The sequence below is a fragment of the Thiothrix winogradskyi genome (genome assembly GCF_021650935.1).
Lineage (GTDB): Bacteria > Pseudomonadota > Gammaproteobacteria > Thiotrichales > Thiotrichaceae > Thiothrix > Thiothrix winogradskyi.
The window spans coordinates 4,155,403-4,181,107 of record NZ_CP091244.1 but is presented as its reverse complement, the minus strand read 5'-3'; the positions used below and the strand labels follow the sequence as shown (position 1 = coordinate 4,181,107).

The 25,705-nt window shown below is 48.1% G+C and carries 29 protein-coding genes and 1 pseudogene; 2 read left to right on the top strand and 28 right to left on the bottom strand.

Annotated features, from left to right (window positions below):
• Positions 1-206 precede the first annotated feature (206 nt).
• Both L2Y54_RS20745 and L2Y54_RS20740 read left to right on the top strand, forming a co-directional pair.
• Positions 207-1,245, top strand: a pseudogene (locus L2Y54_RS20745) (IS5 family transposase).
• Positions 1,246-1,403: 158 nt separating this feature from the next.
• Complete coding sequence (locus L2Y54_RS20740) at positions 1,404-1,742, top strand: hypothetical protein (protein WP_236498755.1); 339 nt, start codon at positions 1,404-1,406, stop codon at positions 1,740-1,742.
• 52 nt (positions 1,743-1,794) lie between these two features.
• Here L2Y54_RS20740 and L2Y54_RS20735 read toward each other — a convergent pair whose 3' ends face one another.
• The 28 genes from L2Y54_RS20735 to L2Y54_RS20600 all read right to left on the bottom strand — a co-directional run bounded on the left by L2Y54_RS20735 (position 1,795) and on the right by L2Y54_RS20600 (position 25,603).
• Positions 1,795-2,643 (bottom strand): 2OG-Fe(II) oxygenase, encoded by an 849-nt coding sequence (locus tag L2Y54_RS20735; protein WP_236498753.1) that lies wholly within the window; start codon positions 2,641-2,643, stop codon positions 1,795-1,797.
• Positions 2,644-2,735: 92 nt separating this feature from the next.
• Positions 2,736-4,388 (bottom strand): serine/threonine-protein kinase, encoded by a 1,653-nt coding sequence (locus L2Y54_RS20730; protein WP_236498751.1) that lies wholly within the window; start codon positions 4,386-4,388, stop codon positions 2,736-2,738.
• A 523-nt stretch (positions 4,389-4,911) separates the two neighbouring features.
• Positions 4,912-5,229: a hypothetical protein gene (locus tag L2Y54_RS20725; protein WP_236498749.1), complete on the bottom strand. Its 318-nt coding sequence runs from the start codon at positions 5,227-5,229 to the stop codon at positions 4,912-4,914.
• An 86-nt stretch (positions 5,230-5,315) separates the two neighbouring features.
• Positions 5,316-6,701: an O-antigen ligase family protein gene (locus L2Y54_RS20720; protein ID WP_236498747.1), complete on the bottom strand. Its 1,386-nt coding sequence runs from the start codon at positions 6,699-6,701 to the stop codon at positions 5,316-5,318.
• Positions 6,688-7,956: a hypothetical protein gene (locus tag L2Y54_RS20715; RefSeq protein ID WP_236498745.1), complete on the bottom strand. Its 1,269-nt coding sequence runs from the start codon at positions 7,954-7,956 to the stop codon at positions 6,688-6,690. Before L2Y54_RS20715 ends, L2Y54_RS20720 begins: the two co-directional genes overlap by 14 nt.
• Before the next feature lie 3 nt (positions 7,957-7,959).
• The gene (locus tag L2Y54_RS20710) at positions 7,960-10,278 is read right to left on the bottom strand and encodes a GumC family protein (protein WP_236498744.1); all 2,319 of its coding nucleotides are present in this window, start codon (positions 10,276-10,278) and stop codon (positions 7,960-7,962) included.
• A 19-nt stretch (positions 10,279-10,297) separates the two neighbouring features.
• Positions 10,298-11,035 (bottom strand): polysaccharide biosynthesis/export family protein, encoded by a 738-nt coding sequence (locus L2Y54_RS20705; protein WP_236498742.1) that lies wholly within the window; start codon positions 11,033-11,035, stop codon positions 10,298-10,300.
• Between the two features lie 41 nt (positions 11,036-11,076).
• Complete coding sequence (locus L2Y54_RS20700; RefSeq protein WP_236498740.1) at positions 11,077-11,889, bottom strand: tyrosine-protein phosphatase; 813 nt, start codon at positions 11,887-11,889, stop codon at positions 11,077-11,079.
• A gap of 63 nt (positions 11,890-11,952) precedes the next feature.
• Entirely contained in the window at positions 11,953-13,887 is a 1,935-nt protein-coding gene (locus tag L2Y54_RS20695) for a polysaccharide biosynthesis protein (RefSeq protein ID WP_236498738.1), read from the bottom strand.
• Positions 13,888-14,127: 240 nt separating this feature from the next.
• Positions 14,128-15,726, bottom strand: a complete 1,599-nt coding sequence (locus L2Y54_RS20690; RefSeq protein WP_236498737.1) for a DEAD/DEAH box helicase family protein — start codon at positions 15,724-15,726, stop codon at positions 14,128-14,130.
• Between the two features lie 277 nt (positions 15,727-16,003).
• Positions 16,004-16,168 carry a PglD-related sugar-binding protein gene (locus tag L2Y54_RS20685; RefSeq protein ID WP_236502074.1) on the bottom strand — a complete coding sequence of 55 codons (165 nt, stop codon included), beginning with the start codon at positions 16,166-16,168 and terminating at the stop codon, positions 16,004-16,006.
• 7 nt (positions 16,169-16,175) lie between these two features.
• The gene (locus L2Y54_RS20680) at positions 16,176-16,625 is read right to left on the bottom strand and encodes a DUF29 domain-containing protein (protein ID WP_236498735.1); all 450 of its coding nucleotides are present in this window, start codon (positions 16,623-16,625) and stop codon (positions 16,176-16,178) included.
• Positions 16,626-17,038: 413 nt separating this feature from the next.
• Entirely contained in the window at positions 17,039-17,182 is a 144-nt protein-coding gene (locus L2Y54_RS20675; protein WP_236498733.1) for a hypothetical protein, read from the bottom strand.
• A gap of 79 nt (positions 17,183-17,261) precedes the next feature.
• On the bottom strand, positions 17,262-18,098 hold the full coding sequence (locus tag L2Y54_RS20670) for a PD-(D/E)XK nuclease family transposase (protein WP_236498732.1): 837 nt from the start codon (positions 18,096-18,098) through the stop codon (positions 17,262-17,264).
• 14 nt (positions 18,099-18,112) lie between these two features.
• Complete coding sequence (locus L2Y54_RS20665; protein ID WP_236498731.1) at positions 18,113-18,589, bottom strand: Uma2 family endonuclease; 477 nt, start codon at positions 18,587-18,589, stop codon at positions 18,113-18,115.
• 116 nt (positions 18,590-18,705) lie between these two features.
• A complete protein-coding gene (locus L2Y54_RS20660) occupies positions 18,706-18,867 on the bottom strand; it encodes a sugar transferase (protein WP_236498730.1) in 162 nt (53 codons plus the stop codon).
• Positions 18,864-19,046, bottom strand: coding sequence for a sugar transferase (locus L2Y54_RS20655; protein WP_236498729.1), 183 nt, complete (start codon positions 19,044-19,046; stop codon positions 18,864-18,866). Before L2Y54_RS20655 ends, L2Y54_RS20660 begins: the two co-directional genes overlap by 4 nt.
• Position 19,047: 1 nt before the next feature.
• Complete coding sequence (locus L2Y54_RS20650; protein WP_236498727.1) at positions 19,048-19,266, bottom strand: PglD-related sugar-binding protein; 219 nt, start codon at positions 19,264-19,266, stop codon at positions 19,048-19,050.
• A gap of 48 nt (positions 19,267-19,314) precedes the next feature.
• On the bottom strand, positions 19,315-19,866 hold the full coding sequence (locus tag L2Y54_RS20645) for a hypothetical protein (protein ID WP_236498725.1): 552 nt from the start codon (positions 19,864-19,866) through the stop codon (positions 19,315-19,317).
• A 44-nt stretch (positions 19,867-19,910) separates the two neighbouring features.
• Entirely contained in the window at positions 19,911-21,512 is a 1,602-nt protein-coding gene (locus L2Y54_RS20640) for an ATP-binding protein (RefSeq protein ID WP_236498723.1), read from the bottom strand.
• A 40-nt stretch (positions 21,513-21,552) separates the two neighbouring features.
• The gene (locus L2Y54_RS20635; protein WP_236498721.1) at positions 21,553-21,702 is read right to left on the bottom strand and encodes a hypothetical protein; all 150 of its coding nucleotides are present in this window, start codon (positions 21,700-21,702) and stop codon (positions 21,553-21,555) included.
• Positions 21,703-21,886: 184 nt separating this feature from the next.
• The gene (locus L2Y54_RS20630; RefSeq protein ID WP_236498720.1) at positions 21,887-22,615 is read right to left on the bottom strand and encodes a phosphoribosyltransferase; all 729 of its coding nucleotides are present in this window, start codon (positions 22,613-22,615) and stop codon (positions 21,887-21,889) included.
• 177 nt (positions 22,616-22,792) lie between these two features.
• A complete protein-coding gene (locus L2Y54_RS20625; RefSeq protein WP_236498718.1) occupies positions 22,793-23,560 on the bottom strand; it encodes a phosphoribosyltransferase in 768 nt (255 codons plus the stop codon).
• A gap of 164 nt (positions 23,561-23,724) precedes the next feature.
• Entirely contained in the window at positions 23,725-24,408 is a 684-nt protein-coding gene (locus L2Y54_RS20620; protein WP_236498716.1) for a hypothetical protein, read from the bottom strand.
• Positions 24,386-24,607: a hypothetical protein gene (locus tag L2Y54_RS20615; RefSeq protein ID WP_210222730.1), complete on the bottom strand. Its 222-nt coding sequence runs from the start codon at positions 24,605-24,607 to the stop codon at positions 24,386-24,388. Before L2Y54_RS20615 ends, L2Y54_RS20620 begins: the two co-directional genes overlap by 23 nt.
• Before the next feature lie 138 nt (positions 24,608-24,745).
• The gene (locus L2Y54_RS20610; protein ID WP_236498714.1) at positions 24,746-24,958 is read right to left on the bottom strand and encodes a hypothetical protein; all 213 of its coding nucleotides are present in this window, start codon (positions 24,956-24,958) and stop codon (positions 24,746-24,748) included.
• 2 nt (positions 24,959-24,960) lie between these two features.
• Positions 24,961-25,167, bottom strand: a complete 207-nt coding sequence (locus L2Y54_RS20605; protein WP_217629984.1) for a hypothetical protein — start codon at positions 25,165-25,167, stop codon at positions 24,961-24,963.
• Positions 25,148-25,603 carry a PIN domain-containing protein gene (locus L2Y54_RS20600; RefSeq protein ID WP_236498712.1) on the bottom strand — a complete coding sequence of 152 codons (456 nt, stop codon included), beginning with the start codon at positions 25,601-25,603 and terminating at the stop codon, positions 25,148-25,150. Before L2Y54_RS20600 ends, L2Y54_RS20605 begins: the two co-directional genes overlap by 20 nt.
• Between the last annotated feature and the right edge of the window lie 102 nt (positions 25,604-25,705).

Genomic DNA, 25,705 nt, shown 5'->3' with positions numbered 1-25,705 from the left:
TTTCTGATTAAGTACTATTATTTAATGTGAATATATCTAGCATTTTGCGTGATTAATAATTTTGCATTAACGGCAAAACGCAGGGCTTTTGCGATTTTTTATAGCTGCTTTAATCAGAAATGGAGTTATGGGAACCTCTAAAAACCCACTGATACCCACACAAATGTGAGAAAATGCTCATCTGAGCCACCGCCCCGTTACTAGCCATGCCCAAGAAAAGTGCCATCAAAACCAGTCTGTTTGCCGCCGAAGAGCGTGAACAGAAACTCGACCGCAAGGGCGACCTGCTGTCCACGCTGAACCAGCACGTCAACTTTGTCGCCTTGGCAGCAGAAATCGACCACATCGCCCCACGCCCAAGTGACAAGCGAGGAGGCCGTCCACCCTACCCAACGGAACTGATGGTACGGGTCTTGGTGTTGCAACACCTGTACAACCTGTCGGACGAGGCATTGGAATACCAATTGCTTGACCGGCTGTCGTTCCAACGGTTTTGTGGCCTGTCATTCCAGCACGATCCCGGATGCCAATACCTTGTGGGTATTCCGTGAACGGATCAGTGCGGCAGGTGGTGCGGATGCCCTGTTTGATGCCGTCCAACGGCAATTACAACAACACGGTTTTATTGCCCGTGGTGGTCAAATCGTCGATGCCACGCTGGTGGAAGCCCCTAAACAACATTTCCACAAAGAAGAAAAAGCGCTGTTGGAACAAGCGGCAACACCCGCTGGCTGGACACCTGCCCAACGTCGCCAAAAGGATACGGAAGCAAGCTGGACGAAAAAACACGGCAAAAGCTACCACGGCTACAAACTCAGTATCAGTGCCGATCGGAAATACAAACTCATCCGCAAACGCCACATCAGCACCGCCAAAGAGCATGACACCAACCATTTTGAAGCGGTGCTTGACCGAGCCAACACCAGCCGTGACGTATGGGCGGACAAAGGTTATGAAGACCAATCCCGTGAACAACGCCTCAACCAAGGTAGCTGGCGGTTACACATCCAGCACAAAGCCAAGAAAGGCAAGCCGCAATCCGACTGCCAGAAACGCCGCAACACCCGCATCGCCAGACCCCGCGCACGGGTTGAGCATGTGTTTGGGTCAATCTGTGCGATGGGTGGCAAAGCCATCCGCAGCATTGGGTTGGCACGGGCAGTATTCGGCCTCAGCATCAAAGCAACCGTGTATAACCTGCGTCGGCTCTGTTCGCTCAGAGAGGGCGGAGTTGTGCCCATTTGATGGAGAAATTCCCGAAAAAACAGCAAAAATGCGGAAAAACAACCTGATTGTGGCTTGGTGTGCTAAAAATTGAGATGGGTTGGTGTTTTTTTAACAAAATGCCGATAGGCCAACGCTAACCGTTGCAATACGCCGGGTTTTTAGAGGTTCCCTTATCTATGTCTATGAATTTATCAAAATCTTCAATTGCGGTGTTTGGATGTGCCATTGTGCTTATGATCTCTGGTTGTGCCACGGCGACAATCGGAAATGCACCGGATAGAAATCCCCCAAAGCTGCTAAAGTCTGATAATGCTGGTGGTGTGAATCAAGGCAAGCGTGATAATGTTATCTGGGATCGTCCCGGTGCATTTGGTCCGGTTCCCGCTAATTTGCAAGCGACCGGCGATGCGGCTTGCCGAGCTGGCGGTTTTGAGAAAGCGAGTGGTTATCATCCGGCCGCATTGAATGTAGATGGTAAGCCCATGACGGGGGGCGGGTATTTCTGTACCAATTAATGGTATTTTATTCGAGCGGGCTACCCTTGCTTATCTAGGGTAGCCATCAGGTTCACTGAGTCATTTGCTCGCAAAACATATTCCCCTCCCCTTGGTCACGAAACCATTTGGTTATGATGGTTTTGTAACCTTCTTCGACAGGCATTCCGTGGTGTAAGGTATAACGGTTGGGTAAACCATCTGCATATAAATTGTTCCAAATGACCGCCTGTCCTTGTTTGGGGTGGAAAGCGTAGTCTAAATATGGAAAGTAAGTACTCCCGCCTCTGAGGGTGGTATTCAGGTAGATCATAAAAGTCCAGGTGCGTTGACCTTGTTCTTGAGTGTATTCACTGTGTACAGGGGCATCCGGGGTGAAATAATCATGATGCGCTTTGAATTCTTTGCCTTCCGCATAGTGCTGCGCTTGAATGGGTTCTGAATAAGAGAGGCAAACACCTAGCGTGCGTGCAATTTTTTCATCTATGTAGCCAACGAAAGGATCGTCATGACAGTGTAAGCGACAGGTCATGCTGGTGCGGAATGCATTATCGCCATTATCGTGTGATACTAAAGAAGGGGAGAGGTTGTGCGCTGTTAGCTGCAATATTTTTTCGCACTCATAAGCAGTGAGAAAATTATCAATGGCATACAGTTGAATCAACTCAGTATTCAAGCGTTGAGCACCTAATGCAATACCGCGTACTTCCATTAAGTTGGCGAGATTTTGATAGTCAACATTGGCAGCATGGCTGATTGGTTGGGCTTCAATACCTGTCGGATACCTATCCCCCATCATGCGTTGAATGCTGAGAGGATCGAACCCATTAGTTCGCATGATTCTGTACAAATCTTTTACCTCACTACCACGTGAGATATTAAGATCTAGCCAGTCTTTCCACTTTTGATCCATTGCTAACATAGCAGCCCTCTTTATCATTTATCCACAGTCATGTCGATTATGGTAATTATATAATCTTTTGATTTCTATGGCCTATGTCAAAATAATTGCTATTAATCGGAGACTACAATGAAAATATGTTCGTTTGCAGAATCTGCTGGAGAGGTTTTTACCTTCCTTGTGGGTTGGGGGGCTATGGTTGGCAGTGGTTTTTGACCCACGATAAAAGTGTTTTCGGCAACAGGAATAACAACTACTGCTGGTTGTGGATTTCGGCTCACCGTTTGTGGTGGCGTAGTCATACTGGGTGCTACCGTAGTCTTGGGTGCGCTTATAATGGTTTCAAAATTAGTATGTGTTATGGTTGGTTTTTCAGTAGTTGGAGAGGGAGCTTTGATCCTTGGGGAGGTGGTATTTGTTACGGGTTGCGTTGCTGGTTTGGGGCGTGCATTAGCAGCCAGTGTGGCAGCGTTTGGTGTTGTTATTGGCTGGTTAATAGTTGGTTTAGGCGTGGTTTTAATCGCTGGAGCAGATGTTGTGGTTTCAGCCGTTTGAATGTACACAGTCTGTGGTGATTCAGGTGAAGTGGCTGTGGTGAGAATGTTGTGCTCATCAACTTGCGGTTCTACGCTTGGCTTAAAAGTCACTGATAAATGTTGATTTGTGGTGGTAATGCTCGCTGGTGCAGTCAGAAATATTTCAGGTTGTTGATAAGTTTGATAAATACCTAAGCCTAGTAACAGTACCAATGCAAGTGACACTGTAATGGTTGCCGGATGGTGAATGTGTGAAATGTACGATGAATCATCGGCTAAGTTCTCGACTGGGACGCTAATAAACGCATGTACTAACTCATAAGGGGAAAGTTGTCGCTCATAACGTTCCAACGCTAGAGCGCGTTGCAGACTTTTTTGTGACTCTGGATTTAAGTAAGTCAGTGAGTGTGGCGTTTTGTGTTGGGCATAAGCTTCTAAGGTAGTTAATTCTGCAAAAGGAGGAGCGCCATGCAGTACGTGATAAGCGATACACCCTATCGCAAATGTATCATCCTGTGAAGTTGGTAGCAGACCGTGAGCCACTTGAGGGCTGCAATAGCGTGAGTGTAGTGCCAGAGTAGGTTTTTGGTCAGAGTCAATAGCTATTAAAACCCGTAACGCCAATACGACTGGTAAATTTACAAGCTTAAATGCATTATTCATGCATAAAATTGCCCCAGGTTCGATAAATCCAAAACCGTGCTTGGACCTAAGCTGTTTTACTGCATCCAATGTTTTGAGCAATAAGGGGCGTAGATTGTCCATCGCTAGGGTTGGGTCAGCACTCCTCACATTTGCCAATTTATTTATTAGTAGTTCTTGATAATGTTCGTCTATTATTATCCAGTAAATTCCTTGATCTTCACATGCTCCAATGACCTGTAACAGAGGGTTTTTCCTGCTAAACTCCTCTATTATCTTCGTCATCACATCATAGAAGTGTGGATAAGCCACGATTTGTGGCTCCACTGCGAACATGATTACTTGACGTAATGACTCATTTTCATCAGCACTGATGAAGTCGTGTGCATGAAAAACATTACCGAGAGCCGTTGAGGAGAGTTTTTCCCCCAATTCATAGCGATCGGCAATAAGAAAATGACGACTAGCTGGCATATCTACGTGGCGATCTATCATAACGTTTACGGCGAACTCAATTTGAGTATACACTTTAAGCTGATTCCTAACATTATTAATGCTGAAATTCTTGGATTTATGGGCGAACTGCACTATAATAACTAAAATTTATTATAGCGGTAGTCTGATGCTATAGTAAATAATATATTTTCACTAATGAATAGTATGGAAGGAGGCTTCCAAATGAATGTGGTTAAAAAGTTGTCTATGTCGGCAATGGTTGCCGTGGCACTGGCGGGCGGGCTAACAACCCCAGTGTTTGCAAATTTGTCAGGTCCAGCATTGTCTAACGCGCAAAGTGCTGTTTTTAGTGCCGCGCAAGCTGCCGCGCAACGTGCAGCCGCAGCCGGTTTGACCGGTGAAGCAGCAGCGGCAATGATCGCTCAAGCTGCAAATGGTGTGGCAGCATCCATCCCTGGTTTGGCTGGTAGTCAGTTGGCTTCAGTTGTTGCTTCCGCAACATTACAAGCCGCAGCGGCTGCAAACATTGCTGGTGTGACTGCGGCTATTGCGGCAGCTCAGGCTGCAACGGTTACAGGTGTTGGAGTTGGTACAGCTATCTCCGTCATTCCAGCAGTATCCGCTGCGGGCGGCGGTATACTTGCAGGTGGTTCTTTTAGTGTGCTGGCACTAGCAGGTGCGGGTGTGGCTGCTGTTGTGATTGCGGCTGGCTCCGGTGGTTCATCTGACCCGACGCCAACGCCGACGCCAACGCCAACGCCAACGCCAACGCCAACGCCAACGCCAACGCCAACGCCAACGCCAACGCCAACGCCAACGCCAACGCCAACGCCAACGCCAACGCCAACGCCAACGCCAACGCCAACGCCAACGCCAACGCCAACGCCAACGCCAACGCCAACGCCAACGCCAACGCCAACGCCAACGCCAACGCCAACGCCGACGCCAACGCCAACGCCAACGCCAACGCCAATTAGCGGTGGATAAGCTCTTGTTCCCATGAAAAAAGCCCTCGAAAGAGGGCTTTTTTCTATAAAAGCAGAATCAAAATAAATGCAGTTATTGTCTTTTAGAATTAAATAAAAAAACACCGCCTAAAAAAGCAAAAAAGATAGTATTAGCAGGCGTATGAAAATTGAAGTCAGTGACGCCATGTAATAAGAGTAGTAATAAACTAATGCCAGCAGATATTTGAATGAAGTAGAAATACCCCCATGCTTCACTGCTATTGCGTCGTTTATATAATTGAATCCAGCCTTTTAGGTATAACATTAAAAATAGCATTATCAATGCGATACCGAAAATGCCAATTTCTAACAGCAATTCCAAGTAGTCATTATGTGCATGATTGACAAAATTATGTACTTCTAACGGCTGAAATGCCATAAATACTGATTGAAACGTGCCCGGTCCACTACCCCAAGGAAAAAATTGCTTAGTGGCTTCCCAAGTTTGGGCGAAAATTTCCCAGCGCAAGTCTTCTAACGGGTCGACAGCAAAACGGTTTAAGACAGGTATCAGCCCAATATTGGTGGCAATGCCCAATGCGATAACGGTAATAGCCGCACCAAAGCCTAAAGCACGTTTGCCTCCAATATGTCGAGCAAATATTACGGAAGACAATAGTAAAGCCAGCATGACCAACGCAACCCCAGTACGCGAACGGGCAAATATACCTGCTAAAATTAAGACTAAACTAATGGTGAAAAATACCAACGTTTGATTAACACGTTGTTCTCTATGCTCTTTATCGTGTTTTTTATTCCGAAAGTTATAGGCGGTTAACCCCAGAGCAATCGGTATGGCAAGTTCCATTAATGCTGAGAAATGATCTCGATTGGGATACGTGCCAACTGCATTATTGCTGTCTGTGATTTGCCACCAAAATGCCCATTCAGCACCACTGCCGTATTGAATTAAACCAATAGACGCTTGAAAGGTTGCTACAGCTAAAAAGATATACACAAGCCGTATAATATAGAGCTTGGGTAGTTGTAAGGTTGCAATAAAAATAGCGATGACAGGCAACAGACCCAGCAGGCTGGTTAGTGTGCGTGAAGGAATGACTGATAACGTCAGGTAATGAGTCGTTACGCCTGCTGCTTGCAATATTTCTAAACTTTCAACATAAAGTGCTCGACCGGGTAGCTGCTGCCATACGTTAAGTGGCATGGGGATTAAATAAATTAATGGTATGGCGGTGCCAATAATTATGAATAACCACGCTAACAAAGGCACGTGTTTCTTATGGTGGGGATACCACAGAACTATTACCAATAAGAGAATGCTGAGAGTTTCTATTATCATTAATGCAGGATACATCCTGCCACCCCGCATTAATGGGGCGAAACACAATAGAGCAGCACTCAGTACAAATATCCATTGAACTTGTGTTGAATGAGGTGTTTGTATGGAGTCCTGATGCATAAGCTTATTGTTCGGCATGAATGGTTTCACGTAATTGAATCGAATCAAGCCAAACAGTACCTTTAAACACTTGGTCATGAGCGTATGTACTGGCGGCTTCTAAACGCAATAGTTGTGACTCGCAGTTATCGGGGGGGATTTCAAACGTCATGGTTTCCGTAATCCACTGTTTGCTTTCTTTTAATGCACGAGACTCGGCAATAATTTGATTATTTTCGGTGCAGTATATTCGTAATTTCAAGCCTTCGCTTGTGATGAATTGATCTGCACGGAAACGCATAGTTAATTCATAGGGTACCGAGTTTAATAGTAAACGCTGCCAGAGATGCTGAAATTTTATATGTTTGGTGCCGCTGAAATGGATTTTGAGCGCCCGCTTTCCCTCCATGCCAAAGGTGATGCTAGGGGTGATTTTAACTTGCTTATGAGTTTGAAAAAACCAGCTAAAACCCATGTTGTACCATTCACTCTCGAAACCGCCATCATAAATCAAGTCAGTATAATGACTTGCATCGGTTGGTAAACTTTTTAGCCAAACATTGTGAGCGTCTGACCATCGTTTATCTTTTATTAGACGATCAATATAAACCTTCATTTCATTATCGTTGAGAGGTGTAGTCGAGTTTAAACGCACTTGATATAAATGTGCTAACAACTCGATGGGGGTTTGTTCATTTCGTGCTAAATAATTAAAAAATGCTTCCCACCAAACAGGTGGGTTTTTTGCAAACACGTCGACTAAATGCGCGGTGGTTTTATCACGAGCCATTGCTCGCATATGCGGAAATAACGCATTACGTAACTGTGGTTCGCGAATGAATAGAACGTGCCATGTTTGAACGATTTCCTCTGTTTTCCCGGTTTTCCCCCAAAAAAATGATAAGGGTAGGTGGGTTTCCGACTGCGCTGTGACCAGTCGGGAGGCCAAGCGTGCTATTTCTTCGGCTTGTTTCTGTTTACCCTGTTCATAATAAATGTCAGCTAGGCGAGCCAGCGCCCGCCCACTGGTAATATTGGCAGCCAATGCTTTTAATGTGTAAGTCTGATCAAGGGTTAAGTCCCCTGTTTTTGCTTGTGACTGCTCGGCTAATTGAAACCAGTCATCACTGTCCAATTGTACCCAACCAGTAGGGGCAATATCAGCAGTGGAGCGTCGGGTATCAATAAAATCATCTGGCCCGACGTGTCCTGCGCGGTAGCTAACACTGAAGTACACTGTTAGCAGTGCGAACAGTATTAATGCGCCGCGCCAGAGCAAGATATTCACCATCACGCCTTAAGCCGCTCTATTGTCTAGCGCTTTCTTGTCGCCATAGGTGTAATAGTAGTCATAATTGTAATAAGCGCCGCCTGTATTGCCTTTGGCTTTGGTCATGACAACACCAATGACATTATTGCGTGCTTGCCGCAGGCGGTTGAATGCCGCTTGCAATGGACGTTTATGCGATTGATTCCAAGCAGCTACCAGCAATGTTGCGTGAGTGCGATTGCCAATGACTAGGGCATCCGCTAAACCTAGGACGGGCGGGGAATCGAGTAAGATAATATCAAAATGGCAGGCAGGACTGTCGATAAAAGCCACTAACTCGCTTAAACGTTCACTGGATAGTAATTCAACTGGATTAGGTGAAAGCGGACCGGAGGTCATGACATACACCTCTGGAATAAAAGACTCTTGTATAACACTTTCCAGATGTTCTTGACCCACTAAGTAATGTGAAAAACCTTTGGAATTATCCAGCTTGAAATGTTTATGCAATGTGGGTTTACGCAAGTCAGCATCAATCAATAATACTCTTTTACCTGCTTGAGCGAATGCGGTTGCTAAATTAACAGTAGTACTGGTTTTGCCTTCGCTGGCATCACAACTGGTAACGTTCATTACTTTTGGTGCGCCCTCACGGGTGGCAAACATCAGATTGGTTCGCAATGAGCGGAACGATTCCGCTACGGCGGATGTCGGTTTTTCTATGGTCAGTAATGCATAATTATGTTGCTTGACTTCTTTACCACCGGTTGGTGCTATGCCGAGTACAGGGATAGGCAGCACCTTTTCTAAATCTTCGGTGCTTTTGATGCGGTCATCCAGAAACTCCAGCAGGAAGGCAATCACGGTACCAATGAAGATTCCTAATACTGCCCCTAAAGCCAAATTCAAGCGTTTGTTAGGTTTGTGAATCTGATAGGGTACTAATGCCGTATCAACAATGGCGATATTGTTAGTATTCGCTAAACCTGCGACGTTAACTTCTTTAACCCGTTGGAGTAAACCTTCGTATAACTGGCGATTGGTTTCCACTTCACGTTGCAGCGTATTGTAACCAATGCTTTTATCTTGACTGTTTAATAATTCCTGTTTGTATTTCTCTACTTCTGCTGTTAATTGCGTTTCTTTTTGTTTGGCAGCCATGTATTCTGACTGAAGTGCGCTTTGTGCTGTATTTGTTTCCAGAGATGATTCACGGCGAATTTCCTGATCCAATTCAGTAATTTGTTGTTGCAATTGTTGCATTAATGGGTAGTCAGGTTTATAAATTTGCAGTTTTTCCTGATAATCTGCTTGTAGTTTAGCTTTGCTGGTTTTGAGTTGTTGAATGACCATGCTGCCTTGCACGCGGTTGAGGCTTTTGCTAGCTTGTGCTTGTTTGAAGTCACTTTCTGCCGTAATACGATTCTTTTCCGCTTCCGTCAGTGCAGTGCTAAGCCCTTGTAGTTTTTGGGAAACCAAGCTGGTTTTGTCATCGGTGTTAAAAATAGATTTATCTTTTGCGTATTGAACCAATTTCCCTTCGGACTCTTCTAGTTTGCTTTTAGTTTGTACCAATTGTTCTTCGAGAAACTTTTTCGCGTAGTCGGTTGAGCCAGCGCGACGTTCCAAATTCATATTAATATAACTATCAGCCAACGTGTTGACGACTAAGGCAGACATTTCAGGGTCAGGGTCATCGTAGTGGACGGTAACGATTTTAGAGTTTTTAACAGGAGCTACCGTGACATTTGCTAAGAACACACTAGACAGTGGGCGTTCCCCGCGTTTAGAAGCCATATCCGAATCATTTTTGTCGGTTGTCGCATCAGCGGCAGTATCGGCTACCGGAGTGAACCAGCTTTTGATCGTATCCAGGGTATCTGCATAAAACGGGCGTGCAATTTCATCCCCTTTCAAACGAGACTCCAGCCCCATGGTATTAATAACCCGATCTGCTAAGCTGCGACTTTTTAATAATTCATACTGGGTTTGGTAAAAGTCTTTATTGTCGGTCGGACGTTGTGCACCCGCTTCAACATCATAATCCAGTACTCGTTTTTCTTCGGTATTGATTTCTAGGGTAACACTGGCACGGTAAATGGGTGTCATACTCAGCGTTACTAGTAAACTAATCAAGGAAACCAGTACAAATATTAAAAATATCGTACCTTTGCGCCGCTTGATGACTGACCATAATTCACGTAGATCAATTTCATCATCATTGTTGTCATCCTGACGATTGAGGGAATCGTATTGAGTAGCTACCAGCGCCCGCTGTTGCACGGGAACTAGCCCTTGATTCGGTTGTAACGCTTCGGGTTCAGAATGAATATTTCGGTGTGTCATGGTAATAATCCCGATTACGTTATCTTAGAATATTGTTGATCGCGGAGAAGGGGCTTAACAGGCTAGCGGTTTCGCGTAACCAGTAGCGACTATCAGAACGGTGTACAATCACACGATCGTCGCCCCGTAAATAAGGATCACGCATTCTTCCATCACGAATAGCATCAATGTTGAGATTATAAGCTTTGGTTTGATCAGCACTGCGTCGAAATAAGACGATTTTAGAAGAGTCTGCCAACCCTGATAAACCTTCACTCATCGCAATAGCTTGCAATAAAGTAACAGCACCCGTGATAGGGTAAACACCGGGTTTTTTTACCTCGCCTTCCACGGTCACGCGCTGGTTAGTAAAACTTTCCATAAAAACAGTCACTTGTGGGTTCTGCAAATATTTCTTACCTAACAATACAGTGAGTTTTTTTTCTACTTCAATAGGGGTTGAGCCTGCTACTGTGAGTGCGCCGATCAGGGGTAAAGAAATTTGCCCGTTGGTATCAACGCGCACTTTGCCAGATAGCTCATCGGCTTGAAACACTTTGATATCGAGCATATCACCAGCGGCGATGCTGGCTTGTTCAGAGGATGAGGTGTAATCCAATTCATTGGCATTTGAAAAAAGTTGAGCTGTCACCGCATCATTATTGCTATCAGCCGTTGATGCGCTACCCCCCGTTGTACTACAGGCGGATAACCCTAAGCAGCAGATTAGCGCCGTTACCGCCAGCGAAAATCTTGTGTGTTGTACAGACGCATTCATAAGAAACCCTATTTAAACTTGATTTATTTTCAGTCATCTAATCAGCGAAACAAACGGTTATACCAATTTTGCTTGATTGGTCGCTGTATTGGTTGTGTTGTTTGCCTCAATAACCCAGCAGGTAAAGGCAATGTGTCAGGTTCAGCATTATCCAAAATCGCTTGTGGGCGACCTTGAACCATGCGCATTACTTCGCTCTCATCGCCAATGATGCCAATGGCTTTGGCTACGCCTGCCGACAGAATCGGGGGGCGATGTTCAATACTGTGTGCATCTGAGGCAATCAAGTGTACGACACCGTCGCGCAACAAACGTTCAGCCCTGTTTTTGGCAGATGGTCCAAAATTTCCGGTGATGGCTCCAGCCGTAATTTGCAACCAAGCGCCGATACGTGCTGCCTGAATAAATTCTTGATAATGTTCATCCAACCAGCGTAGCCGTTCGGGGTGAGTAATCACCGGGATGTAACCGGCATTTAAAAAATTTTCAATTTGCGCAATAAAGTGCGGTACTGGTACATGGTGTGAGGGTTCAAGCAAGAAATAGCGCGAATCGTGCAGCGTGGGAATTCTGCCCTGTTTCAAACCGTCCATAACCTCTGGAACCATGTGGACATCAGCCCCCATGATCAATGTCAGGGGAATGTTACGTGCGTCCAGTTCCGCTTGCATATTACGCAGAGCCGGTGCGATAGTAGCCGTAGAATTTGGATACACGCCCGGATAAATATGCGGGGTACATGCCAAATGAGTGGTGCCATCAGCAACTGCGAGACGCGCCATTGCCAATGACGTTTCTACGTTTTGTGAACCGTCACAGAGTGCAGGTAAAAGGTGGCTGTGTAAATCTATCATCCATTTAGTATAAAGTATTTATTGCCTGATGGGTGTGAGATTCATCACGTCATTTAACTATTTTTATGTGCCTACTTTTTTCATCGGTAACGTTAATACAACCGCAGAAGAGGGCATGGATGCCGCAGATTTATTAACATATCCCTGCACATTTTCACTGAGAAGTTGGTAGACCATGCTTAAGTGACGTTGTTCGCAAGCATGGCGTAACTTGTCCAGTACTGCTTCGAGTTCTAGCCAAGGCAGGCAGTTTTCGTTTGCTTTGAAAATACGAGGGTGTTCGGTTTTCTCGGCATCGCTGTCAATTAAAAGTTCTTCATAAAGTTTTTCACCGGGGCGCAAGCCAGTCACTTCAATACGGATGTCACCGTGAGGGTTGGCGTCATTTTGTAAACGCAAGCCAGAAAGATGGATCATGCGTTTGGCAAGATCAAGAATCTTGACGGGTTCGCCCATATCCAACAGAAAAACTTCGCCACCTTTGGCCATGGCACCGGCTTGTATTACCAGTTGTGCTGCTTCGGGAATGGTCATAAAAAAACGGATAATGTCAGTGTGCGTGACAGTGATTGGCCCGCCTTCTTGTATCTGGCGACGGAATAGGGGTACAACTGAGCCGGATGACCCCAGCACATTACCAAAGCGCACCATGCAAAAGACCGTTTTACGGGATACTTGGCTGAAACCTTGTAGGACTAGTTCGCAAAGACGTTTACTTGCACCCATGACATTGGTTGGGCGTACAGCCTTGTCCGTCGAAATAAGTACAAAGCGTTCTACGCCCACGTTCAGCGCGGCTTGGGCGGTATAAAATGTACCGAAAGTGTTGTTGCGAATCCCTTCTATCGGGTTGCACTCTACCATCGGCACATGCTTGTAAGCGGCGGCATGGTAAAGCGTTTGGATGCAGTTAGCCCGCAGAGTTTCTTCTACCCGTAAACGGTCTTGCACTGAGCCAAGGGTTGGAATCAGGGGGATATTCAGCTTTTCGTGCGCCATGAATTCTTGCAGTTCTCGCTCGATCTGGTAGAGCGCCAGTTCGGAAGATTCAAATAATACCAACCGGCTAGGTGATAAGCGAATGATTTGACGGCACAATTCTGAACCAATTGAGCCGCCTGCGCCGGTAATCATAATGTTTTTTTGATAGATATTAGCGCTGAGCAAGGTTTCATCAGGAGCAACAGGGATGCGCCCTAACAATTCTTCAATATCAATTTCCCGCAAATGGTCAATGTCGCTATTGCCTGAAACGAGTTCGTTGAGGCTGGGAATCGTGCGCACATGTATTGGGAGCTTTTCCAGTTGGGCGATAATGTCGCGGCGGCGTGCATTGCTGGCGGAAGGTATGGCAAGCAGCACTTGTTGTATCTGGTGCTTTTCGATCAAAATCGGTAGCAGCAGGGGGGCATAGACTTTTATGCCTGAAATTGTGGTGTTGTGTAAGGTGGCTTCATCATCCAGATAGAGTATTGGGGCGTATTCTGGGCTGCGCGTTAACATACTCGCCAATTGTCTGCCGGATTCCCCTGCGCCGTAGATAGCCACCGGAATTTTGTTGCCCTTATTATCCCGCATGAACCGGTAGTAGCGCCGAATAAGATAACGGCTGCCACCAATCAATAGGAAGGCAGTGCCAACATATATCGGGTAAACGGAACGAGGGATGCCTTCCGCATCGAATAGGCTTGCTAGTGCCGCAAGGATCATGGTGGACAGTAAAACACCCGCAAATGTTGCTTGGATAGCTTGCCCCCCAATATAACGGATAATGGCACGATACAATCCAAATTTAGTGAAGACTGGGATGCTCACTAACGGTGCTAACACTAATAACCATACACCATCTTTTAAGTCGGGAGTCCAGCTACCCAAACGCATCGCAAATGCAGCCCAAACGGCTAAGGGTAAAAGAACCAGATCGGTTGTGAGCATCAACAAACGTTTTTGCCAGCGTTGCAGTTGGAAGATGCTAGAATAAGGTTTTTTACGTTTCATTAGTTCTTTCCCACAATAGAGGTTTACTCTATAAAATTGATACACCATCAGCCGCCTAGCACACTGAAACGCTAGTTTATTAAATGTTGTAAGATGTTGATGATGATTGTAATTGGTAGATTACATAAGCGCTGTGATAGTCATCACGTAATTTCATAAGTTTTTTACGGCATATTCGTAAGCTGATTCACACACCTCGACCAGTTTACTGTTTGGGCTGGGTTTTCCTTGAGGTGTTTATCACATTCCCCATACGCCTAATGTATGACCTTGCCATTGTTCTGCACGTTGCCAGATTTTATCATCCCATGTTATTTCGGGGCGGCGGTCGAAGATAATCAGGTGGGCTTCGGTTGCGCCACACTGGTCAGCATAGCCTGCGGTTTGTTCCAGCCCTTCGGCAACGGTGGCTTCTAGTGATTTATAGAGGATTTTGAGTTCCAGCACGATGCGTTGAATTTCGCCGTAATAGCCCTTTGTTTCATCGACAGGCCATTCGATAAGCAGGTCTGTGCGTTTTCTGCCTAAGCCGTATTCGCGGTTGATGCGCCCGCCGCCGTTGATAATCCGTTGCAGGAAGGCTTGCAGCAGCAGTTGTGGCCCGGCTTCTTTGTAGTCGAAGCGTTCGATCCAGCTTTGGGAGTTTTTGCGGAAAAACTGTTGGAAAGCGGTAAGGAGTTTGGGCATGTCGATGTGCCGCTGCGGGGTGAGATACCAGGCCTGCTGTTGCATGATGCTGGTTTGTTCGACCCAGATCAGTTCGCGGGGGATGATTTCCTGATAGATGCGGTTGCTAATACGCATTTGGGGGCGGGCTTCGATTAGCCCTAGGTCGACAACGTATTCTTGATCATCGGCAGGAATACCGCTGAGGTTTTCATCGCCTGCTAATATTGCTGCGATCAGGCGGTGTACCCGTGGTTCGCGCAATTTGTCGGTCAATTGGTGCAGGTGAGTCGCACGTGATCGGATCAGACTGTCACGGGCGGCGCGGTAGCGTTCCAACGTAATGGGGGTGGTGCGGTCACGGGCTGTTTTGTCTTCCCACGTTAGCTCATTCCCCAGTGCATTGACTAGCCAAGGTTGCCCACGGGTGTCTTCCCAGAGTTCGGGGAAGATGTCGGGATCGAAAATTTGTCCGGTTTCGGTGGTATGTTGTTGGTAAAGTGTTTGTATTTCGGTTGGGTTGAAACTGCCCATTACCAAGGATTTGGCTTTGATGTTGAAAGCACTGCCGCCGGTAATGATTTCGTGGTGTGCGGTGTGGATGCGGTAGTCGCGCACATCACGCACGCCGCAGAGGATGGCCGTTTGGATGAAAGGGATGCCGGGGCGACCAATGTAGCCTTCACGCAATTGGCGCAGGAGGGAAATGAGGGTGTCGCCGACGAGGGCATCCACTTCGTCGATCATTAGCACGATGGGTTTGGCATTTTCTTGCGCCCAGCGGCTGAGTAAGCCGTGAAATGCACCGTGTGGGCCGCTGTTGTCCCAGATCGTTTCACGCCATTCGCGCAGGCGGGTATCTTTTAGACGAATGGCTGCCCCTTCCACTAGACTGTACACGATGCGCTTCATGCCTTCTGCGACATTGCCACGGGCAGATTGTGCGGATTCCACGTTGATGTAAAGGGCGGTGTAGTCGCCGGATTGGTTCAATACGTCCGCCATCGCCAGCAGGGTGGTGGTTTTGCCAGTTTGGCGTGGGGCGTGGAGGACGAAGAATTTCTTTGCGTCGATGAGCGCGTGGATTTCTTCCCAGTCGAGTCGGCTCATCGGGTCGATGGCGTAGTGGTCTTCGGGGTGGACGGGGCCGGTGGTGTTGAAGTGTTTGGGCATGGTGGGCTTCCCTGTGAATGGCAGGGGTCAGTGTAACAGTTTAGCGTAAGGCTTGCAGGTAGGCTTGAGCGGTTTGGCGTAGGGCTTCATTGACGCTGATGGGTGGTGTCCAGCCGAGCAGGTCGCGGGTTTTGTTGATGTCGACTTGCAAGCGGTGGCAATTAAGTTGCCATTACCGTTTAGCATGGTTTGGCTTTCTTGGGTTGCGTTCTACCCTCACCCCAACCCCTCTCCCAAAGGTAGAGGGGCTAAGACAGATTGAGTTCCAGCCCCCCCTCTACCTCTGGGAGAGGGGGTTGGGGGGTGAAAGTATCGGAAGACCGCATAAGCGCCCACGCGCCTTGTCGTCGATGAAATTCTCGACTTGTGTACCGCTTTGGGTCAGTGTGTGAAAAGCGACTTTGCCGTGACCGCCTGCGCCGTAGATGTAGATGAAGAACATGGTGATGCTACGGGGTAATGCCTGATTCTGGCCAGAATGTCTCATCCATAAAGGTTTCATATGTCCACGGGCAGTTTTCGGGGAAATGACTGATAGGCAAACCCGTTTCACGTACTGCACCTTTTACAGCATAGCCATAAGCCCTGATTATTAATTCAGGTAGTTTGCTTTTTAAGCCCGGATTGTCCTGTAAATGCTCAAGGATGCGTTCGCGTTGTTCGATAACGGTAAATTTCCAACTATTTCCTTGATAAGCAGGTTGATACTGCCATTTGAGCAGGTGCATGAGCAGGGTTTCCAAAAAGGATTGCAGGGCACGCTTTTCGGACTTACTCATGTCTTCGATTTCCTCGATGATGTGTTCCCAGTCTACTTGGTCAAATTTGCGTTCGCGCAGGAGTTGTGATTGTTGTAATGACCATGTGTAGAGGTCTTGGTCGTAGGTGGCTTGGTTCATGGTGGTGATACCTGTGAGTGTTGCCGATGTTGTGATTATATACCCCACGAAACATCATCTGCGAGTGAATGATTAGGCGCTACCTGTGAATTTGGGCATGGTGGCTTCGCCTTCGGCACTGATACCTTCGCGCACGAAGACTTTTTTGAGGTGATGAACACGTTATTAAGCAGCCGGTTTAAGGTATTTGAGTAATGCCTTTTGCGCGTAAGCGGAGATTAATTTCTTTTTTTGCCTTAATGCATCGACTTCTGATCTCGTCAACTGTACGGAAACCAATAAGGTAGTTGGCTTCGTTGGCGGTAAGTGCGTGGGGTGCAATTCCGAAGATGTCTTTGATTCCATCACCAAACCTCTCATTTAAAAGGCGAATTATTCGCTTATTGGCTAAGAAGTGTTTGTTACGTCCGGCGTTAACAATCACCAATGAGTGTGAGTGCAGCTTCTTTGTCCCCTGCTTTGGCTAGTGCATAACCATTCAGTGATTTGAGGTCGGTATCCTCTTCAAACAAATGCAGTATAAAAGCTGTTTCGGGAATGGCAAACTCACGATTCATTCTGCTTCTGCCATGCGGTATCTATCATTAGATGTGATGTTCTGCCATGTCCGCCTGCGCCGTAGATGTAGAACATGATTTAACGCGGTTTTCCCAGATGGCGGAGTTGTGCTACTTGCTCCAAACTTAAGCCTGTTTTTTGCGCGATGGTCTGGTCATCAAGGAGGTCAAGCAAGTTGGCTGCAATACCCAATGCTTGTTTTTCCATTCCCTTCTCCATTCCCTGCTGTATGCCCTCCTGAAGGGCTTTTTCCCGCTCTTCTTTGCGCAATTCGTCTTCGCTGTATTCGTCTTTCATGCGGGCGTGGTCTTCAGGGCTGAGGGTGGCTTTGCGAATGCTGCGCAGTACTTTTTGTACACATTGGTTGTGGTAAGCGGATTCATCGACTTCCTCGTCAAGGCTATCGTTGATCGCCAGCATCCATTCCCGCCAAGCTTCGGGTGTTTCATCGTTAAGGTATTTGGGGCAGAGGTAAATAATTTTGTGAGGTATCTCGCCCAGGCCGACACCGTGGCGGTCTTTGGGGTCGAAGTCGATCATGGCCATGTCCCGCGCATGTTTATCACCGGAGGTGAGTACCACGATGGTGTAGACGGCGAGTGCGGGGCGATAGTCCTTGGCTTGAACCGCTTGTTCTAGCAAGGCTGCACAATGGTAGTGCAGGAAACGGTGGTAATGATCCGCATGGCGGCGGTGCTGGATGTCGACGATAATACGGTTGACTTTATCTTCGGCGAACAGATCAAAGTGGTTGGCAATATTCCCTATGGCATTGGGGAAGGATTTTTCGGTTTCGACATGATCAATGATCAAGTCAATGCCGAGAATAGCCTTCACAAACGCGGTGAAAACGTCCGGCTGGGAGAAGGCTTTTTTGAAGATCACGCCATAACGCAGGGAGGCAACGGCTTGCATGGTGGGTGTCCTTATCAAAAATCAATATTTGAAGGGAAATAGCTGACTTTTTTTGATGTTGATAATTCGCCATTCTGATCATAGAACGTCATATTGCCCATTTGATCACATAGCCAAAATTCTTCTGCGCCTTTTTCAAAATAGAGTGTTTTCTTATGATTCATCTCTGCCAATGTATTGCTGGGGGATAACACTTCTACACAAATAACAGGGGCAAATGCTGAGGTAATATTGTTTTTGATGGTGATGGCTTGTTCCATTGTCAATAAACCAACATCGGCTACTTTGACCCCATCAGCCGTTTCGACTGGAAACTCTGGCACAACTAACCAGTCACCTGCTTGCTTGTTGAGTAAGGCAATAATTCGGGCTTGAAAAATAACGTGCCGCACACTGGCTGGACTCATAATGATCTGCCCTTGTCTGTTCAATTCCATTTTATAGGGTAGGTTTTGCAATGCGGGGTTAGTGCAGACTTCTTGCCAATTCATAACGTACCGCCTGATTTTTCAAGATTAATGGACTATAGCGTAGCAGAGCCTGATGAGCCTGTAAATTTCGGTTCTGCGGTGGGGTAGGCGAGAGCAGCGGGATTAACAGAGCCGTGTTAGTGAGTCACTCCTTCGCTGCGGATGACTTTGAGCGCGGTCAGCCAGATGATTTTCAGGTCAAACCAGAAGGATTGGCGTTGCAGGTATTCGGCATCCAAGGCGACTTTTTGTGGAATAGGCAATTCATCACGCCCGTTGATTTGCGCCCAACCCGTCAAACCGGGGGGGATGCGGTGAACAGACCGCTCGGTACGTAAGGCGATTTGAAGATACGGTTGTTTTCACCCACACGATCCGACCAGTACAGAACAGGGCCGGGTGAGGTTAAGCGGACTAGCAATGCCACGATTAGCCCCGGTATTAGCAACACAGCGGTAGCCAGCAGTGCTAATGCCATGTCAATCAGCGTGGCGGATGCGATTATTGCCGATGGCGAAGTGGATGGTGTAGGCGGCTGAATCCTGTATGTCAGCAGGGGTGAGAATGGGCAAGCCGCAACGCTGTTCATGAGTGGGCTTATCATCTAAGAACGCGGTGATGGTTTTGCCCATGCTGGTAAAGGTGTGAAACACGACTTTGCCGTGTCCGCCTGCACCGTAGATGTAGCAGTGAGTCATGATGATGCAATGATCAAAATATTCAATCGCCTATGAGCGGGGCGGTTATCAACCATGTTCCTGACGCAGTTGGGCGACTTGTGCGTTGCGCAAGCCCGTTTTTTGCGCGATAGTGGTATCGTCCAAGACATCCAGCAGGTTGCGGGCAACTGCCAAGCGTTCGGCTTGTTTACCTTGTTCCAGCCCTCGTTCCAAACCCTTCAGCAAGCCACGTTGTTCGGCTTTTTCCCATTCGGTACGGCGTAATTCTTCTTCGCTGTACTCGTCTTTCATGCGGGCGTGGTCTTCGGGGCTGAGGGTGTCGCGGCGGATGGTACGCAGGACTTTTTGTACGCAATGGTAGTGCAAAAAGCGGTGGTAATGATCGGCATAGCGGCGGTGCTGGATGTCCACGATAATGCGGTTGACCTTATCTTCGGCGAACAGATCAAAGTGGTTAGCAATATTGCCAATGGCACTGGGGAAGGATTTTTCGGTTTCGACATGATCAATGATCAGTTCAATACCGAGGATGTCGCGCACGAAAGCGGTAAATACATCCGGTTGGGAGAAGGCTTTTTTGAAGATCACGCCATAACGAAGGGAGGCAACGGCTTGCATGGTGAGTACCTTGATAATGACTGCATCGGTTTGAAGTATAACACTTACATCCCCCAGACACCTAGGCTACGCCCTTGCCAGTTTTCTGCACGTTGCCAGATTTTATCATCCCATGTTATTTCGGCGCGGCGGTCGAAAATGATGAGGTGGGCTTCGGTTGCGCCACACTGGTCAGCGTAGCCTGCGGTTTGTTCCAGCCCTTCGGCAACAGTGGCTTCCAGTGATTTATAGAGAATTTTGAGTTCCAGCACGATGCGTTGTATCTCGCCGTAATAGCCTTTTTCCTCATCGACAGGCCATTCGATAAACAGATCGGTGCGTTTTCTGCCTAAGCCGTATTCACGGTTGATGCGCCCGCCGCCGTTGATAATGCGTTGCAGGAAGGCTTGCAGCAGCAGTTGTGGCCCAGCTTCTTTGTAGTCGAAGCGTTCGATCCAACTTTGCGAGTTTTCGCGGAAAAACTGTTGGAAAGCGGTAAGGAGTTTGGGCATGTCGATGTGCCGCTGCGGGGTGAGATACCACGCCTGCTGTTGCGTCAGCATATACTGGGTGCTGTAGGTCAGCTCACGCGGAATGATTTCGCGGTAGATGCGATTGCTGATTTCTGCGGAGGGAAACCGCCGGATCAGTCCCATGTCTTCGACGTATTCAATGTCATCGTTAGGCAGGTCACTCACGGCTTCTGTGCTGCCCGCTAATAATTTGCTAATGACGGCATGTACTCGTGGCTCGCGCAATTTATCGGTCAATTGATGGAGGTGAGTCGCACGGGAGTAAATCAGACGATCACGGGCGGCGCGGTAACGTTCCAGCGTGAGGGGAGTGGTGCGGTCACGGGCGGTTTTGTCTTTCCAAGTTAGTTCATTCCCCAGCGCATTAACCAGCCAAGGTTGTCCACGAGTGTCTTCCCAGAGTTCGGGGAATATGTCGGGATCGAAGATTTGTCCCGTTTCAGTGGTGTGCTGGGCGTAAAGGGTGGCTATTTCGGTTTGGTTGAAACTGCCCATACGTAGGGATTCGGCTTTGATGTTGAAGGCACTGCCGCCGGTAATGATTTCGTGGTGCGCGGTGTGGATGCGGTAGTCGCGCACGTCACGGACACCACAGAGGATGGCACTTTGCACAAACGGTATGCCGGGGCGACCGATATAGCCGTCGCGCAATTGGCGCAGCAAGGAAATGAGGGTGTCGCCGACGAGGGCATCCACTTCGTCGATCATCAGGACGATGGGTTTGTCATTTTCTTGCGCCCAGCGGCTGAGTAAGCCGTGGAATGCGCCGTGTGCGCCGCTGTTATGCCAGACTGTTTCCCGCCATTCACGCAGACGGGTATCTTTCAAGCGGATGGCGGCACCTTCCACCAAACTGTCGACGATGCGCTTCATGCCTTCTGGCACATCCCCACGGGCAGATTGGGCGGACTCGACGTTGATGTAGAGTGTGGTGTAGTCGCCGGATTGGTTGAGTACGTCCGCCATCGCCAGTAGGGTGGTGGTTTTGCCGGTTTGACGCGGTGCGTGCAGAACGAAGAATTTTTGAGTCTCGATCAGGTGGTAGATTTCTTCCCAGTCGAGTCGGCTCATCGGGTCGATGCAGTAGTGGTCTTCGGGGTGGACGGGGCCGGTGGTGTTGAAGTGTTTGGGCATGGTGGACTTCCCTGTGAATGGCAGGGATGAGTATAGCAGTTTAGCGTAGGGCTTGCAGGTAGGCTTGGGCGGTTTGGCGTAGTGCTTCATCGACGCTGACGGGGGGTGTCCAGCCGAGCAGGTCGCGGGTTTTGTTGATGTCGACTTGTAGGTTGCCGCAGAGGCGTTGGGCGATGGCGCGTTTGCCCACTAGGGTTAGGGCGGTTTCCAGCCAGCTTTGAGGGATGGGGAGTAAGCGGGCGGGTTTGCCTAAGGCGCGGCTGAGGCGTTGCAGGCGTTCGGTTTCTGTCAGTTCACACGCGATTTTTTCGTTCTTTTTGGATTGTTTGGCTCAAATTGCCTTTGAGGTCGGCGTGTTGTGCAATCGCAATAATTCATTGATCCGCAGGGCAATCTCTAGCTTGGCTTGCCGCAATAATTTGATTTCGGATGCGGTCAACATTCGGGGTGTTGAGCAGGTAACGTGCTTCAGACTCTGTAAGGCAGTCAAGCCCGAAGCCGAAGCGTTGTTGCCACCAGTGTTCAAGTATGTTTCCATGTTTTTGCCTCAGTTGTTCCAGTGTGGATAGGGTTAAGGTTATGTTTGCGGAATGAGGCTTGCCTGTCAAGACGGTTGCGCCTAATACCGTGCCACCACCTTGTATGATATGTGCACGTAAGTTGGCTAATGTGCCGCCTTGTCCAATGAAATCATCTACCAGCAGGTAGGAGCAGCCGTTGATAATGTCACCATCAAAGGTTGCTTGTCGTGCCAAGCGGGAAAAGCCATCTGCTCCGGTATGCCCAACGATATTGGTTTGAATAATGGCGGTGTCAGCCATCCAATCTAATTGCTGGGCAAGCATATCGGCGAGTGCTTCAGGTATGGCGTTTACACCTGAGCCTTCTACGGCATGGGCGGATACCAGCACGGGTTTGTGTGTGGCGAACCGAGTGGCTAATTGTCCAATAGTAGTGGAGTTTAATTGAGCGTTTACTAGCTGGTAAGCAGCGTCAGGGTCGCCAGATTTTGCCGCACGGTAGGCTGGGTGTTGTTTGACTGACGATTCATTGGCATGAATCCAGATGGGTGGAAAATTATCCCAAGGGTAACGTTTTATCATCCGATGACTACTGCCTGATTGATTCGTGTGGGTATAGCAAATTAACGTCGGGCTTGCAGGTAGGCTTGGGCAGTTTCGCGTAGGGCTGCATCGACGCTGATGGGGGGAGACCAGCCGAGCAGGTCGCGGGTTTTGCTGATGTCGACTTGCAGGTTGCCGCAGAGGCGTTAGGCTACCTTATCCATTGTTGTCAGCAGTAAGCTCAATTCCCTTTGAACGTAGTCGGCGATGAATTTCTTCCGTTGCCTTAGTGCGTCGATTTCTGATTTCGTCAGCCGTCTTGAAACCAATGAGATACTGGGCTTCATTGGCAGTGAGGGCGAGGGGGCAGATGTGGAACAGGTTGATGATTTCATTAGGGTATCTCCGCTCAAGTTTGCCAATGATTGTTTTATCGGGTGCAAGGCGTTTCAAACGTCCAGCATTGACCAGTACTATTATAGCGGCAACTATGCCGCCATGTCGTTGAATATGATTAGCGAGTTCGGCTAAGGTTCCGCCCATATTAGTGACATCATCCACTAACACATAAAGTCGTTGTGACATCACCTTGCCTTCAAATTCAGGGCGCATCGCCAACCGTTCCATTGGATCAGCACCTGTATGAAATACGCGAGTCACTTGCACTATACCATTGTCCAGCTCACCGCCAAAAATAGACTGGCAAAAGGTAGCTAATACTTGGGGAATGGCGTTGTCACCGCCGGACTCTCTGGCGAAGGGAGCGACGAATATTGCGTCTCTGGGCAGTTTTCCTTTGATGCCAATCAGAAATGGCAGTGCCAACTCTTTGAGCAATATAAATGCGGCTTGTTCATCACCTGCTTTAGCGGATTGATAACAATTGTGTTTTTTTAGATCGGTGTCATGCTCGAATAAGCTGAAAGGCTCGCTCGCACCTATGGGAATGCCGTATTCACGAAGTGATGTTGCAGTGGGAGGCATGGTGTTGTTTGCTAGTGGGTGATATGCCGTGAGTGTAGCACATTTTAACGCTTGGCTTGCAGGTAGGCTTGGGCGGTTTGGCGTAGGGCTGCGTCGACGCTGACGGGGGGAGTCCAGCCGAGCAGGTTGCGGGTTTTGCTGATGTCGACTTGCAGGTTGTTATTTCAATGCAAATTATCGAATAACACCAGTGAGATATGGATGCAAGCTGCTTTCACTTGTAGCCAGTCATGCCATTTGGGGTCAAGGTTCTTGTATTCTGCCAATTCAGGTGCTACTTCATCTAGGTCAAAAGGTAAGGGATTCGCCAGTTGCGTTTGCAGTTGTTGCAAAGGCGATTCGCCATTGGGTTGAGGGTACAGTTCATCAAAACGTGCCAGTGCGTGAGTGACTTGCTCCTCACCCAAATGATCAGCCAGTGCAATAAAATCCAAGTAGTCGCGGGTCGCGTTGCGTTTGAGGATTAGCACGCCTTTGATACGCAGTATTTCGCCTTGTGTGGGCAGCGTTAGCTTTTCCCCGTGGTAGTCAATCACGTTGGTTTCTAGCGGTATTTCGCGGATCAGTTGCCGTATGCCAGTTTCAATACCGTCTAAACTGCCGAGTATTTGTACTGGGCGTTGAATACGGGCTGTTTTCCAGCCTGCGACAGACTCCATTTCAAGCAACACGTCATCAAAGCGTGCTTTTAGGTCAGCCAGTACGTGGTCAGCATCCCGTGAAAAGCGGGGTTGGGCGTAAATGGCAGATGCTGTGCCACCCACTAGAACGGCTTCCGGCAAAATGCGTTGCAGGCGTGCCGCCGCCGATAGCACTTGTTCCCAGTCAGGCAGCTTGGCGTTGCGCATAATGTTTCCAGAAGTGGTAGCGTTGTGCGAAGGGGTCAGCAATGCGGGCATCGCAAATACGTTGTACTTTGGTAGTCAATGTGGGGTCTTGGTGTAAGGCCATGCGTAACTCAGCCCAGTCCACCCGCCGCCCACGGGCGATAATGTCGTCAATCGCCGCCAAGGTGAACTGTTGGTGGGTCAGGTGACGGTGGAGCATGGTGATTATCCGTGAGTCGTTTAATTCAGAAAAAGTATAGCAGTTTCACCGTTGGCTTTGCAGATGCGCTTGGGCGTCTTGGCTTAGGCTACCTTATCCATTGTTGTCAGCAGCAAGCTCAATTCCCTTTGAACATAGTCAGCGATGGATTTCTTCCGTTGCCTTAGTGCGTCGATTTCTGATTTCGTCAGCCGTCTTGAAACCAATGAGATACTGGGCTTCGTTGGCAGTGAGGGCGTGGGGGCAGATGTGGAACAGGTTGATGATTTCATTAGGGTATCTCCGCTCAAATTTGCCAATGATTGTTTTATCGGGTGCAAGGCGCTTCAAACGTCCAGCATTGACCAGCACTATTAGTTTTGGCTTAATCGACGCAGTTCACGGGCTTGTTCTGCGAGTGAATGAACCGTTTCGCCTTGCCATTGTTGCTGCCGCCATAGGGTATAATCAAACTTTTCGCGGTTCATTAAGGCGATAAAGCGTTCGGCGTTGACTTCACCGAGACCTTTCATCAGTAAGCGCATTCCTTCTGCGCGAATTTCATGATCCGTTTTCATCATCTGTTCCCCTGTATTCACTTAAAAACGCAATGGGATCGAGGACTCGTATGCGTTGATCTTGTGTCATCTTGCGAAGAATGCCTTTGTCCGTGGTCAGGAAGTAAGTTGCTCCGGCACTGATCGCACATGCTAGATGGAGTGCATCCATTGACTTGATACCAATGGTTTGTAGTGTATCAGCTAATGCTTCTACTTGTTCTGTTACAGACACATCGTGAGTGGCGAACATACGCCATTCGGCAATGGCTTTGGTGCGTTCCCTGTCTGGGTTTGCGGTGTTTTCCAGATCCAAGATGGCAGACCAAATTAGCGTAAATTGACCTGTTTTGATGTTTTCCTGCACAAATAGTTTGGCTTGGGTTTGCAGGTGGACGAGTAGCTGGGCTTGGTCGTCGAAAGGTCGGTTGAAGCAGCACATGTCGAGGTAAATCAGCATAGGCTATTCACTGTTAGAATCTTTGTGTGCATGGTTGCTGCTTCCTTGTTTGGGTATTGCGTGAGTATAGCACGCTTTAACGCTGGTTTTGCAGGTAGGCTT